The organism is uncultured Massilia sp., assembly GCF_913773735.1.
Taxonomy (GTDB): Bacteria; Pseudomonadota; Gammaproteobacteria; order Burkholderiales; family Burkholderiaceae_D; genus Telluria.
Window position 1 is genome coordinate 208,452 of record NZ_CAJYEB010000025.1, and the last position, 13,483, is coordinate 221,934.

General features: G+C 72.1%; 10 protein-coding genes. 7 read left to right on the forward strand and 3 right to left on the reverse strand.

Annotated elements, in window-relative coordinates; all coding sequences use genetic code 11:
• Positions 1 to 8 precede the first annotated feature (8 nt).
• Together tssG and tssF are read right to left on the reverse strand one after the other, a co-directional pair.
• Positions 9 to 1,055, reverse strand: coding sequence for a type VI secretion system baseplate subunit TssG (tssG, locus tag QZ749_RS13640; protein ID WP_296947771.1), 1,047 nt, complete (start codon positions 1,053 to 1,055; stop codon positions 9 to 11).
• Entirely contained in the window at positions 1,046 to 2,932 is a 1,887-nt protein-coding gene (tssF, locus tag QZ749_RS13645) for a type VI secretion system baseplate subunit TssF (RefSeq protein WP_296947772.1), read from the reverse strand. Before tssF ends, tssG begins: the two co-directional genes overlap by 10 nt.
• A 160-nt stretch (positions 2,933 to 3,092) precedes the next feature.
• On the opposite strand from tssF, the gene QZ749_RS13650 reads away from it, so the two are divergent.
• Positions 3,093 to 3,794, forward strand: coding sequence for a glutathione binding-like protein (locus QZ749_RS13650; RefSeq protein ID WP_296947775.1), 702 nt, complete (start codon positions 3,093 to 3,095; stop codon positions 3,792 to 3,794).
• Positions 3,795 to 3,822: 28 nt separating this feature from the next.
• On the opposite strand, the gene QZ749_RS13655 is transcribed toward QZ749_RS13650, so the two are convergent.
• Positions 3,823 to 4,551, reverse strand: coding sequence for an SDR family oxidoreductase (locus tag QZ749_RS13655; protein WP_296947778.1), 729 nt, complete (start codon positions 4,549 to 4,551; stop codon positions 3,823 to 3,825).
• A 179-nt stretch (positions 4,552 to 4,730) separates the two neighbouring features.
• On the opposite strand from QZ749_RS13655, the gene QZ749_RS13660 reads away from it, so the two are divergent.
• From QZ749_RS13660 to QZ749_RS13685, 6 genes are all read left to right on the forward strand, one after another.
• Positions 4,731 to 7,466 (forward strand): bifunctional diguanylate cyclase/phosphodiesterase, encoded by a 2,736-nt coding sequence (locus QZ749_RS13660; RefSeq protein WP_296947782.1) that lies wholly within the window; start codon positions 4,731 to 4,733, stop codon positions 7,464 to 7,466.
• Positions 7,467 to 7,706: 240 nt separating this feature from the next.
• Positions 7,707 to 9,161, forward strand: coding sequence for a sensor histidine kinase (locus QZ749_RS13665; RefSeq protein ID WP_296947785.1), 1,455 nt, complete (start codon positions 7,707 to 7,709; stop codon positions 9,159 to 9,161).
• Positions 9,158 to 9,793: a response regulator transcription factor gene (locus tag QZ749_RS13670; RefSeq protein ID WP_296947787.1), complete on the forward strand. Its 636-nt coding sequence runs from the start codon at positions 9,158 to 9,160 to the stop codon at positions 9,791 to 9,793. The genes QZ749_RS13665 and QZ749_RS13670 overlap by 4 nt, the downstream gene beginning before the upstream one ends.
• Before the next feature lie 89 nt (positions 9,794 to 9,882).
• On the forward strand, positions 9,883 to 10,266 hold the full coding sequence (locus QZ749_RS13675; RefSeq protein WP_296947790.1) for a response regulator transcription factor: 384 nt from the start codon (positions 9,883 to 9,885) through the stop codon (positions 10,264 to 10,266).
• Positions 10,267 to 10,383: 117 nt separating this feature from the next.
• Positions 10,384 to 11,127: an SDR family oxidoreductase gene (locus QZ749_RS13680; protein WP_296947792.1), complete on the forward strand. Its 744-nt coding sequence runs from the start codon at positions 10,384 to 10,386 to the stop codon at positions 11,125 to 11,127.
• Positions 11,128 to 11,543: 416 nt separating this feature from the next.
• Positions 11,544 to 13,448: a bifunctional diguanylate cyclase/phosphodiesterase gene (locus QZ749_RS13685; protein WP_296947793.1), complete on the forward strand. Its 1,905-nt coding sequence runs from the start codon at positions 11,544 to 11,546 to the stop codon at positions 13,446 to 13,448.
• Positions 13,449 to 13,483 lie beyond the last annotated feature (35 nt).

Here is a 13,483-nt window from a genome sequence, read left to right on the forward strand (position 1 = left end):
AGCGCGGATCACGTACCGGCGTCCGGAAAGGGTGGACGGGATGGCAGGGGCGGCAGCGGGGCCATCGGCCGCAGCAGGTAGCGCAGGTCGGCGCGGTCGGCCGGCGCCGGGGCGCCCAGCAGCCAGCCGTCCACGCCCAGCCGGCGCCCGTGCGCGCCCAGCGCCAGGGGATGCACGTCGGCGCGGCGCAGCACCAGTTCGACCTCGTAGCCAAGAAAGGGGGCGCCGAACAGGCCCAGCAGCGTGCGCAGCGCGCGCGCCGCCGCGCCCTGCGGCAGGAAGCGTTCGAAGCCGGCGCGGTCCAGCGGGCCGATACGCACCCGCACGCGCAGGTCCGGACGCCAGCACCGCGCGCCCAGCAGCGCGGCGCGCCCCAGCGCGGCATTGGCGCCGCCCAGGCGGGTGCGCTCGCGCGCGTGCAGGCGGTCCCAGTGGCCAACGCCTTCGACGATCCGCACCGGCACGCCGAAATGGGCCGACAGTATCCGGCCCAGCACGGCGGCCGAGGCCGGACGCCGCTGCAGCGCGCCGGCGTACGAGGCCAGCGCGCGGCGGTCGACGCCGTCGAACGGCGTCGCGGGCGCCAGGCCGGCCAGCGCCAGCAGCAACGGCAGGAAGGTGTCGTCCGGGCCGGCGATGGCGTGCTCGACGCGGTATTTGTTCCAGGCGCCGTAGAACAGCGCCAGCATGCGCGTGGCGAAGATGTCGAGGAAGGCGCGCGGCGCGCCGGCCAGTTCGGGATCGGATTGCGCGCCCTGCCATGCCAGGATGCGCTCGGTGACGTCGCGCGGCAGCGCGCCCTGCGCGCCCAGCAGGCTCATGAAGGCGGGCGTGATGCGAAAGCGCGGCAGGCCGCCCTTGGCGCGCTCCAGCGCCAGCGCCTCGACCTCGCTGGCCGGGAACGCCAGCGACACGCTGTTGGCGAAGCGCAGGTGGCCGTCCAGGGCCTGGCGCGGCGGCACCCCGTGCTCGCCCAGCCACAGCTGCAGCAGGCGCACCGCCTGGAAGAATTCGAAGCGCTGGGGCTCGGCCAGCAGGCGCGCGATCAGGTCCATCCGGCGCCGGCGCCGAGCGGGTCGCCGCTGCTCGTGCGCGGCGCGCAGGCGGCGATCTCGCGCCCGGTCTGCTGCGAGACCACCTGCAGCCGGGTGAAGCAGTTCAGCTGGCCGTTCAGCGCCACGTAATGGTCCAGCACCTGCACGAAGGCCGCCAGGCCGCTGCCGGCGAACGCGTCCTCGTCGACGGTCAGGCGGATGCCGATGCCCGGCATCAGCGTCGACACGGGCGCGGTCGGCATCCAGGCGCGCACGGCGCCGTGCTCCAGGCCGGCGATGCCGGCGATCTGGCGCTGCGCCACCGGCGAGCGCGCCAGGTCGTACAGCGCCAGCATCTTGCGGAACTCGGCCAGCCCCGCCATGCTCAGGCCGGCATGGTGCAGCGACAGGTGCGCGACCAGCCGCCAGTGCGCCCCGCGCGTGCCGTCGAAGCGGCGCGCCGGCGTCGGCTTGCGCAGCAGGCGCACCGGCGCCAGGCCGGCCGCCTCGTCGGTGCGCAGGTCGCCCTGCGGCTGGCCCCAGTGCAGTTGCGCCGGCGCGTCGCGGTTGCTGCAGGTGAGGTCCGCCGACAGCGTGCCGCCGGCCGGGACGGTGGTGCGGAAGTCGGCGTCCAGCAGCACGATGCGCAGTTCGTGGCCGGGACTGACCGCGGCCACCGCATGGTCGCGCCGCGCGATCCAGTAGTGGGCGCGCTGCGCCTGCGGACCGTGCTCGTGCGCCGGCGGCTCCTGCTGGCCGGCGACGTACAGCGGCCGGAAGGCGGTCACGCCGCCGTCCTCGCGCGCCACCCGTACCGCGTCGACGCTGTGGATCTCGTAGGCGGCCGCGTGGGCGCCGTCCGCCACCAGCGGGACGTCGGCGCTGGTATGCGCCAGCTGCACCGGCGCCGCCGCCTTGGGGAACAGGTTGACCACCGGCGTGCAGCCCACCAGCAGGTTGCGCGCCCCGGCGCCCGCCAGCAGGCGGGCGCCATCGGCGTCGGCGTCGATCCCGGCCAGGCCCAGGTGCAGCGTGACGCGCCGGCAGCGCGGCGGCAGCAGCGCGCGCACGGCGTCCAGGTCGAGGTCGAGGAAATTGAATTTCTCGGGATAGCTGAAGTACTCCGTCAGCAGGCGCAGCGCCGGGTGCGAGCGGGCCGGATGCGGCAGCAGCGCATCCTCGTCGTCGAAGCCGGCCAGCCGCAGCGGCACGCGTGCCAGCGGCAGCCAGCGGCCGTCGCCGTCGGCTTCGATCCAGGCCGCGCGACAGCGCAGCAGCAGCGCGTCGACCAGCGCCGCCCGCACCGAGGCGTCGCCGTCGGCGAACAGGCGCAGGCGCGCCGGCAGGATGGCGTCGAGCGGCCGCCCGTCGGGCGCATCGAGCGCCAGCGCGATGGCGCTCGTCACCGCGCGCGGCAGGCGCACCCCGCGCGGCGGCGCCGGCAGCGGCACGAAGCGCAGCGCACACACGCGCAGCGGCGCCAGCAGCACGTCGTAGACGGTGCGGAAGCGGCACGGCTGGCCGGCGCCGGGCGCCGGCTCGGAGCCGGCGCGCAGCATCGTCCCGCGCGGCAGCAGCGCGACCCGTTCCGGGACCTCGTCCTCGCCGCGCCAGCCGATGCGCACGATCGAGTACGAGGGCAAGGGGCGCAGGTAGTGCGGGTACAGGCTGTCGAGCAGGGCCTCGGTGAACTTCGGGTAGTCGTCGTCCAGGCGCTTCTGGATGCGCGCGCTGAGCAGCGCCACCGACTGGATCAGCCGCGCCACTCCCGGGTCTTCCCAGGTCTCGCCGGCCACGTGCAGTTCGCTGGCCGGCTTGGGGTAGCGCGCGCGGAACTCGCGCGCGAACTGGCCGAACAGTCCCAGCTCTTCCTCGTAATAGCGCAGCAGCTCGTCCATCGCCCCTCCCGCGGATGCTTGCTCGAGACCATTCGCATGCTCGCACCGCGTCCATCGCATTACGTTGACGGCAATCAACACCGCTCGGAGGCCTGCCGCGCGCGCCCCTTCCCGCGCCATCGGGCTAGGATGCCATTCCGACCACCGCACAGGACCCGCCATGCCCCATCCCCTCGACGCCTTCCCGGCCGCGCGCAAGTGGCCGGCACGCCATCCCGAGCGCCTGCAGCTGTATTCGATGCCCACGCCGAACGGCGTCAAGCCCGCCATCATGCTGGAAGAGACCGGCCTGCCCTACGAGGCGCACCGGGTCGCCTTCGAGCGCGACGAGCAGCATTCGCCCGCCTTCCTGGCGCTGAACCCGAACAACAAGATCCCCGCGATCATCGACCCGGACGGCCCCGGCGGCCGCCCGCTGCCGCTGTGGGAGTCGGTGGCGATCCTGGTCTACCTGGCCGACAAGACCGGCATGCTGGCCCCGCGCGACCCGGCGCGGCGCCACGAGACGCTGCAATGGATGCTGTTCCAGGCCGGCAGCCTGGCGCCGATGGCCGGGCAGCTGGGCTTCTTCGTGAAATTCGCCGGCAAGGACTGGGAGGACAAGCGCCCGCGCGACCGCTTCGCCGCCGAGGTCCGGCGCGTGCTGGGCGTGCTGGACGGCCACCTGGCCGGGCGCGACTGGATCATGGGCGACGACTACACCATCGCCGACATCGCGACCTTTCCGTGGGTCAATGCGGTATTCACGCTGCCGGGCGCGGACGAACTGGCCGGCACGGCGGGCTTCGCCAACGTCGCGCGCGTGCTGGACGCGTTCCTGGCGCGGCCGGCCGTGGCCCGCGGCATGACGGTCCCGTCGTAGGGTGCGCGCCCCGGGCGCAGCGCCCGCGTCAGGACAAGGTCCGCAGATCCGCGATGACCTCCGCCCCGAACCCGGCCCCCAGCAGGTAGTCGACCAACTGCTCCGCGCACTGCTCCGGATCGACCAGCGTCCCGGTCTCCTTGAGGTCGACGAAACGCTGGCGCAGCGGGAAGCGCTCCGCCGGCGTCGCGCGGATCTCGGCCTGCATGCCGGTGTCGATGACGCCCGGCGCCAGGCTGCAGATACGCACGCCGCGCTCGCCGTCCAGCGCCACCGCGCGCGCATGGTGGTCGAGCGCCGCCTTGGTGGCGCAGTAGACGCTCCAGCCCGGATAGGCATTGCGCGCCGCGCCGCTGGAGATGTGCAGGATGCGCCGCTGCGCGCCCGCGCTGGCGCGCACCACGGCGGCCGACAGCGCGATCGGCGCGGCCACGTTCAGCGCCACCGCGCGCAGCACGGCCTGCGGGTCCTGGGCGTCGAGCGGGCCCACCGGGCTGACCACGCCGGCATTGTTGAGCAGCAGGACCGCGCCGCTGCCGTCCAGCCAGTCGCCGAGGGCGCCGCCGGCGATCCAGGCGGCCAGCGCGGCGCCGTCGGCCAGGTCGAGTTCGATCTCCTCGAGCAGCGCGGGCCAGGCCGCCGCCATTTGCGGGGCGCGCGTGCGCGCCAGCCCGAGTACCGGCACGCCGCGCGCCAGCAGGTTGGCCGCGAGGGCTGCGCCCAGTCCCTTGGTGTGGCCGGTCACGATCGCTTTCATGGTGTCTTCTCCGTGCGCGCCGGTCGGCGCGGCTTCCGCCATGCTAACCCAGGGATGGCCCGCCGGCCAATCGTGCGCGCCGCGCCTCCCCTATACGCGGGTATGAGGGCGCATACCGAAGTCTGATGGCGCATGCGGCGCGCCCGGCCTACGATGTTTCCATTGTCATGGAGACCATCATGCCCCTGCACCTGTTGTTGCGCCTGACCGCGCCGCGCCGCCGCTTCACCGAATGGCTGCTGCTGGCGGCCGGCCTGCTGTCGTCCGGCCTGATCCTGGCCGGCATGGTCTGGAACGAACGCCATACCGCGCTGGAAGCCGACGCGCAGCGCATGCAGGAGCAGGCCCAGGTCATCGACAAGGCGCTGCACCGCCAGCTCGAGGCCGTGCGCTGGTCGCTGGACGGCTCGCGCGCCGCGCTGGGGCCGGGAAGCAGCTGCGGCCGCACCTGCCGCCTGACCCTGCTGCAATCGCTCAAGCGCGCCATGCCCGGCGTGCGCGCCCTGCTGGCGCTGGGCCCGGACGGCCGCATCGAACTGTCCGACGACGACCTCGGCGAGCGCCGCCTGGACGACCGCCGCTTCCTGTCGCGCCTGGCCCACATGTGCAGCGGCGACACCCTGTACCTGTCCGACCCGTTCGAATCCCAGCCCGACCGCTTCGACATCAAGGTGGCGATGTCGCTCTCGCCCACCGACGGCTGCGGCCACGGCGCCATCGTCGCGATTTTGAACCCGGAATACTTCGATGCCGTGATGCGTTCGGCCCTGTACGCGACCGACATGACGATCTCGATTTCCGACGTGCGCGGGCGCCGCCTGCTGTACGTGCCGCCCAATCCGGCCGAGATGCGCGCCGAGCCGGCGCGCCTCGACCCGCTGCTGGCCGCCCACCGCGCCGCCGGCCGCCTGGTGACCGTCCAGCGCGCCTCGGACGCCGCCGGCGTCGAGCGCCTGGTGGTCCAGCGCAGCATGCAGCTGGGCGACCTGGGCATGGAACGCACCCTGATCATCGGCCTGGCGCGCAACGCGGCGCTGATCGGCACCGGCTGGCGCACCCTGGCGCTGGCCAGCCTGGCCGGCTGGGCGCTGTTCTGGCTGGTCTGCGCCGCCGCCCTGCTGCTGGCCCAGCGCCGCCGCCGCGCGCTGGAAGCGCTGGCGCGCGAGGCCGAGGCCGAGCGCCTGGAGGCGGCCGAGCGCGTCGAGCTGGCCCTCACCGGCGCCAGCCTGGGCCTGTGGGACTGGCACATCCCGTCCGGCAGGCGCACCATCGACGCGCGCGCCTGCGCCATCCTCGGCTACACCAGCGACGAGCAGGAGGCCGAGGACGGCGACGGCCTGGCGCGGGTGCACCCGGAAGACCGCGACGCGCTGCACCAGGCCTTCGAGCGCCACCTGCACGGCTCGACGCCGGACTTCGAGGCCGAATTCCGCATGCGCCACCGCAACGGCCACTGGGTCTGGGTGCAGTCGCGCGGCCGCGTGGTCGAGCGCGACGCCGCCGGCAACCCGCTGCGCATGGTCGGCACCCGCTGCGACATCAGCGCGCGCAAGCAGGCCGAGGCCGACATCGCCCACCTGGCGTTCTACGACGGCCTGACCAACCTGCCGAACCGGCGCCTGCTGATGGACCGCCTGGGCCATGCGCTGGCCAAGTGCGAGCGCAACGGCGGCTACGGCGCCGTGCTGTTCATCGACCTGGACAACTTCAAGCTGCTCAACGATACCCGCGGCCACGACGTCGGCGACCGCCTGCTGGAAATGGTCGCGTTCCGGCTGCAGCAGGTCACGCGCGACATCGACACCGTGGCGCGCCTGGGCGGCGACGAATTCGTGCTGCTGCTGGAAGACCTGGGCACCACGGCCGTCGACGCCACCGAGCACGCCGAACTGGTGGCGCGCAAGATCCTCAATGCGCTGAGCCTGGCCTACACCCTCGAGGGCCAGGACCTGCGCAGCACGCCGAGCATCGGCGCCGCCCTGTTCGGCAATGCCCACCACGTGGCGCACGACCTGCTGCGCCAGGCCGACATGGCGATGTACGAGGCCAAGTCGGCCGGCGGCGGCGCGTTCCGCTTCTTCGATCCCGGCATGCAGGCGGCGGTGGACGCCACCACCAGCCTGGAGACCGACCTGCGCTTCGCGCTGGCGCGGCGCGAGTTCGAGCTGTGGTACCAGCCGGTGGTCAACCAGATGGGCCTGATGACCGGCGCCGAGGCGCTGATCCGCTGGCGCCATCCGCGCAACGGCCTGACCGGTCCCGGCGCCTTCATCGCCCAGGCCGAGAAGTCGGGCCTGATCGTCGGCATCGGCGACTGGGTCCTGCAGGAAGCCTGCCGCCAGCTGCGCCAGTGGGCGCGCGACCCGGCCACGGCCGGCCTGACGGTGTCCGTCAACGTCAGTGCGCGCCAGTTCCGCCAGGAGGATTTCGTGGCGCGCGTGCTCGAGATCCTGGCCGTCAGCGGCGCCGACCCGCGCCGCCTGAAGATCGAGCTGACCGAGACCGTGCTGCTGACCGACATCGAGGACACCATCGTGCGCATGCAGGCCCTGAAGCAGCACGGCATCGGCTTCTCGCTGGACGACTTCGGCACCGGCTATTCCTCGCTGAGCTACCTGCAGCGCCTGCCGCTGGACCAGCTCAAGATCGACCAGTCCTTCGTGCGCGACATGCTGCGCACCCCGCACGCGGCCAGCATCGTGCAGGCCATCGTCAACCTGTCCGGCACGCTGGGCCTGCACGTCGTCGCCGAGGGCGTCGAGACCGAGGAGCAGTGGGAACGCCTGCGCGAGATCGGCTGCCTGGCCTTCCAGGGCTACCTGTTCGCGCGCCCGATGGCGCCGGCCGACATGGCCGCGCTGCACGAGGAGCGCGGGGACGCCCGCCACCACGAACCGCGCGCCATCGCGGCCTGAGGCGGCCTGCGGCGGCAGCCGGCCCGGGCGCCCCGGGCCGGCGCGCCGTCGGGTCCGTCGAGCCTGCCCCACCGGTTGGGTCGATCGGTCGGTTTCATCCGCCAGGACCACGCGTCGGGCCCTCTGGTCAGGCCCATGGGTCACGTCCATTCCCCAGGCCCGATAGCCAGGCCCATCATTTTGCTAGTTGGCTACGGCAGCCTGCCAGTGTAAGCTTCCGGGCAACCTGGAGTTCCTGACATGCCGAGACGCCAAGACCAAGCCGCCCGCACCGCCCAATCCGCCGCCCTGATCCTGCTGACCGTCGCGATCTTCGCGATCGACGCCTTCACGCGCCTCGACACGGCCATCGCCGTGATGTACATCGTCGTGCTGATGCTGGCCTCGCCGATCTGGTCCGGCCGCGCCACCCGCCTGCTGGGCGCCGGCTGCATCCTGCTGACGCTGGGCGCCTACCTGATCGCGCACGGCCTGCACATGGTCGGCTCGCCGGCCGGGCGCGCGCTGGTCAGCATCGCCGCGATCGCGATCGCCACCTGGCTGGCGGTGCAGCGCCAGGAAGCCATGGACGGGTTGCGCAAGCGCCAGGACGCCCTGCGCCGCAGCGAAGCCTTCCTGTCCGGCGCCCAGCGCCTGACCCGCACCGGCAGCTTCGGCGTCGGGGTGCCGGACGGCGCCATGGTGTGGTCGGAGGAAGCCGCGCGCATCTTCGGCTACGGTCCCGACGTCCCCGCCAGCATGGACCGCGTGATCGAGCGCACGCTGCCGGAAGACCGCGCCGCCGTGCGCGCCGCGTACGCGCGCGCGCTGGCCTGCGACGGCGCGATCGACTTCGCCCACCGCCTGATGCTGCCCGGCGGCGCCGTGCGCCACGTGCACGTGCTGGCCGAGGCCTCGACCGACCAGGACGGCGACTGCGAATACCTGGGCGCCATCACCGACATCACCGAGCGCGTCGAGGCCGAGCAGCAGCTGCACGCCTCGCAGATCCAGCTGGCGCACGCGGCGCGCGTGTCCATGCTGGGCGAACTGGCGGCCTCGGTGGCGCACGAGGTCAACCAGCCGATGACGGCCATCGTCGCCAACGCCAAGGCCGCGCGGCGCTGGCTCGGACGCGCCGAGCCCGACCTGCCCGAGGCGCTGGCGGCGCTGGACGGCATCGTCCAGGCCAGCGAGCGCGCCGGCCAGGTGATCCGCCGCATCCGCGCGCTGGCGCGCCGCGCCGATCCCGAACACCGCCCGCTCGACGTCAACGCGCTGGTGCAGGAAACCCTCGACCTGCTGCAGCGCGAGCTCGCCCGCCTGCCGCTCGACCTGCGCGTCGACCTGGCGCCCGGCCTGCCCGAGGTGGTCGGCGACCGCGTCGAGCTGCAGCAGGTGCTGATCAACCTGGTCATGAACGCGCTGCAGGCGATGGGCGCGGCCGGCGGCCCGGCGCGCCTCGACGTGCGCACCCAGCTCGACGGCGGCACCGTGCGCCTGGCGGTGCGCGACAGCGGCCCGGGCATCGCCGACTCCGACAGCCACCGCCTGTTCGAACCGTTCTTCTCGACCAAGGCGGACGGCATGGGCCTGGGCCTGTCGATCTGCCGCTCGATCATCACCAAGCACGGCGGCCAGATCGGCGCGCGCAGCACGCCGCCCGGCAGCACCTTCCACATCGAATTACCCGTCCTCCAGGAGATCCACACGTGAGCAGTACCGCAGCGCCCCCAGAACTCGTCCACGTCGTCGACGACGACGACACCGTGCGCGACAGCCTGTCGCGGCTGTTGCGCTCGGTCGGCATGCAGGTGGCCTGCTACCCCAGCGTGGCCGAATTCCTGCGCGCCCCGCGTCCCGAGGTGTGCAGCTGCCTGCTGCTCGACGTGCGCCTGCAGGGCGCCGCCAGCGGCCTGGACCTGCAGGACCAGCTCAACCGCGACGGCGTGGCCCTGCCCGTGATCTTCATGACCGGCTTCGGCGACATCCCGATGACGGTGCGCGCCATGAAGGGCGGCGCCGTCGACTTCCTCTCGAAGCCGTTCCGCGAGCAGGACCTGCTCGACGCCATCCAGGCCGCGCTGGCGCGCGACCGCGCACGGCGCGAGCGCGGCCAGGCGCATGCCGAGCTGGAAGCGCGCTACCGCACGCTGAGCCCGCGCGAGCGCCAGGTGATGGCCCTCGCGGTCAGCGGCCTGATGAACAAGCAGATCGCCGGCGAGGTCGGCACCAGCGAGATCACCGTCAAGATCCACCGCGGCAACGCGATGCGCAAGATGGAAGCGAAGACCTTCGCCGACCTGGTGCGCATGGCCGAGGCCCTGGCGCCCGAGCGCGACAGCTGACCGGCGGTCACTCGACGTCCGAAACCGAGGGAAGCACTCATACCTTCGTATGATTTTGCGGGCGGGGATGGGCGGGGTATGCTGGGGTCATGGATACCAACCGCCGTTCCCCCCTTCACGTCGCCGTCGTCGACGACGATGCCGACGTGCGCGTCGCCATGCACGCCCTGCTGCGTTCCTTCGGCTGGCGTGTCACCCTGTACGACGGCGCCCAGCAACTGCTGACGGCCGGCCTGGCCGGCATCGACTGCGTCCTGAGCGACGTGCAGATGCCCGGCATGGGCGGCCTCGAGCTGCTCGCGCGCCTGCGCGCCGGCGGCAGTACCCCGCCCTGCATCCTGATGACCGCCTTCCCCGACGAGCAGGTACGCCGGCGCGCGATGGCCGGCGGCGCCGTGTGCTTCCTCAGCAAGCCGGTCGACGACGAGCGGCTGGCCGAATGCGTGGAGACGGCGACCGGGACGGCGCTTTAACGACAATCGTCCCTGGATTGTTGATCCGGATTGAATTCTGAAATCAATCGAGCCCAGATTATCTTTTCTCGATCATCAATCATCATGACTGCATTGCCAACCACGATGGAGTCCGTCATGAACCACACCGCATCCCCCCGCATTGCCCTCGTCACCGGCGCCTCGCGCGGCATCGGCGCCGCCATCGCGCGCCGCCTGGCCGCGGACGGCTTCGCCGTCGCCGTCAACTACGCCAGCAAGCAGTCGGAAGCCGACGCCGTCGTCGCCGCCATCGAGCAGGCCGGCGGCCGCGCGCTGGCCGTGCAGGCCGACGTGGCCGACAGCGCCGCCGTCAAGCGCATGTTCGATACCATCGAAGGCACGCTGGGGCGCGTCGACGTGCTGGTCAACAATGCCGGCGTGCTGCCCTACGTGACCATCGCCGAGACCAGCGACGACACCTTCGAACGCACCTTCGCCATCAACGTGCAGGGCACGTTCAACACGATGCGCGAGGCGGCCACCCGCCTGAACGCGGGCGGACGCATCGTCAACTTCTCGACCAGCGTGCTGGGCCTGTCGCTGCCGACCTACGGCGTGTACGTCGGCACCAAGGCCGCCGTGGAAGCGATGACGCGCGTGTTCGCGAAGGAACTGCGCGGCCGCGCGATCACCTGCAACGCCGTGGCCCCGGGCCCCGTCGCGACCGAGCTGTTCTTCAACGGCAAGACCGACGCGCAGATCGAGCACCTGGCCAAGATGCCGCCGCTGGAACGCCTGGGCCAGCCGGACGACATCGCCGGCGTCGTCGCCTTCCTCGCCGGCCCGGACGGTGCCTGGGTCAACGGCCAGGTCCTGCGCGCCAACGGCGGCATCGTCTAACTGCGCCACATCAAACCGGGGTCAGAGCCGGGGTCAGAGCCCGGTTTTTGGCAAAAGCCTGTAGTCAACTTTCAAGCTGTCTCGAGTGCATCGCGCCGACCCCGCATCGGCCGGCCGCGCCTGGCGTTGCCGGTCGATGCAGGGCCGGGGCATTTTCCTAAGCAATAACCTTCCGTTCATTTCCAAAAACCGGGCTCTGACCCCGGCTCTGACCCCGGCTCTGACCCCGGTCCTCATACTCATGTATGAGGCCTTTTGCCTCGTTGGTAGTAGCAGAGCGGTAATTTCTTGCAGTAAAATTTCCCCGTGTCAAACCAACATCGACGGCAGGCGGATGTGTCCGCATGCCAGGCTCGTGCGTCTTCCCGCGCCCCGTGGCAGAATGTGCCGGAGCGGATCAGCCCAGTTAACAAAGCATGCAGATTCCACCCATCCCTCTCGACGAGGCGCGGCGCCTGACCGCGTTGCACGCCACCCGCCTGCTCGGCAGCCAGCCGGAAGACGCGTTCGATCGCATCACGCGCATGGCCACGCGCCTGCTGCGCATGCCGATGGCGACCGTGTCCCTGGTCGACAAGGACGTGCAGTGGTTCAAGTCGCGCTGCGGCATCGACGTGCCCGAGACGGGCCGCGACATCTCGTTCTGCGCCCACGCCATCCTCGACCACGAACCCCTGGTCGTGCACGACGCCCGCCTCGATCCGCGCTTCGCCGACAACCCGCTCGTCACCGGCGCGCCGCACGTGCGCTTCTACGCCGGCGTGCAGCTGTACTCGATCGACCGCCTGCCGCTCGGCACCCTGTGCGTGCTGGACCGGGTCCCGCGCACGCTGGGCGAGGAGGAGCTCGACATCCTGCGCGACCTGGCGCGCATGGTCGAGCAGCTGATCCACCACCGCCAGCTGGCCAGCGCCGCCCAGTCGCTGCACGCGCACGTCCACGCCGATCCCGCCGATCCCGCCGGCGCCGACGGCGAACTGTCGGCCGCCGCCGGCCAGGTCGAATTCCTGCTGACGCACGACGTGCTGACGGGCCTGGCCAACCGCCAGGCGCTGGTGCGCACGATCCAGCAGAACCTGGGCAACTGGGGCAAGGACGAGCTGCAGACGCTGGTCGCGACGATCAACGTCGACCGCTTCAAGCGCCTCAACGAAGTGCTGGGCCACCACGCCGGCGACAAGGCCCTGGTGGCGATCACCTGGAGCCTGCAGAAACTGCTGCGCCCCGGCGACATGCTGGCGCGCGCCGGCAACGACGAGTTCGTGCTGCTGCTGCCCGGCCTGGGCGACGACAGCGTGGCGCGCGACCGCCTGCGCCAGCTGATGCAGGCCGTGCATCGCGAGTTCCGCACGCCCGCCGGCGCGATCCCGCTCACCTGCAGCATCGGCTACGCGATCTTCCCGCAGGACGGCGCCAACGGCGACGTCCTGCTCAACCACGCGGCCATGGCCACGCGCCGCGCCAAGGAACTGGGCGGCGGCCAGATCCAGCGCTTTTCCGGCGAACTGCACCAGGCCGTCGAGCGCAAGCTGACGCTCGAGACCCAGCTGCGGCGCGCCCTCGCCGCCGACGAGCTGCACCTGGCCTACCAGCCGAAGATCGACCTGCGCAGCGGCGCCGTCGCCGGCCTCGAGGCGCTGCTGCGCTGGCGCCATCCGCAGCACGGGGCGATTTCCCCGGCCGAATTCATCCCGGTCGCCGAGGAATCGGGCCTGATCGTGCCGATCGGCGAATGGGTGCTGCGCAGCGCGATCGCCCAGCACCGCGCCTGGCGCGACGCCGGCCTGCCGGCGGTGCCGATCGCGGTGAACCTGTCGGCGCGCCAGTTCCTGCACACCGACATCGTCGCCACCGTCGGCGCCGCGATGCGCGACGCCGGCCTGGGCGCCGGCGTGCTGGAACTGGAGCTGACCGAGAGCATGTCGATCGGCGACCCGCTGCGCAGCGCCGACCTGATGCACCAGCTGCGCGCGCTCGGCATCGCGCTCTCGCTCGACGACTTTGGCACGGGCTACTCGAGCCTGAGCTACCTGAAGCGCCTGCCGGTCGACAAGCTCAAGATCGACCGCTCCTTCGTGCTCGACATGCACCAGAGCGGCGAGTCGCTGGCGATGGTCGAGGCGATCATCGCGATGGCGCACAGCCTGCACATGGAGGTGATCGCCGAGGGCGTGGAGCATGCCGGGCAGCTCGACGCCCTGCGCGCGGCCGGCTGCGACCAGATCCAGGGCTACTACTTCAGCAAGCCGCTGGCGCCGGACGCCTGCGCCGACTACCTGCGCCTGCACGCGGCGCCGGTGGCGGCGCTGGCGGTGTCCTGAACGCCGCGCCCGCGCCCCGGGACCAGGATGCGCGC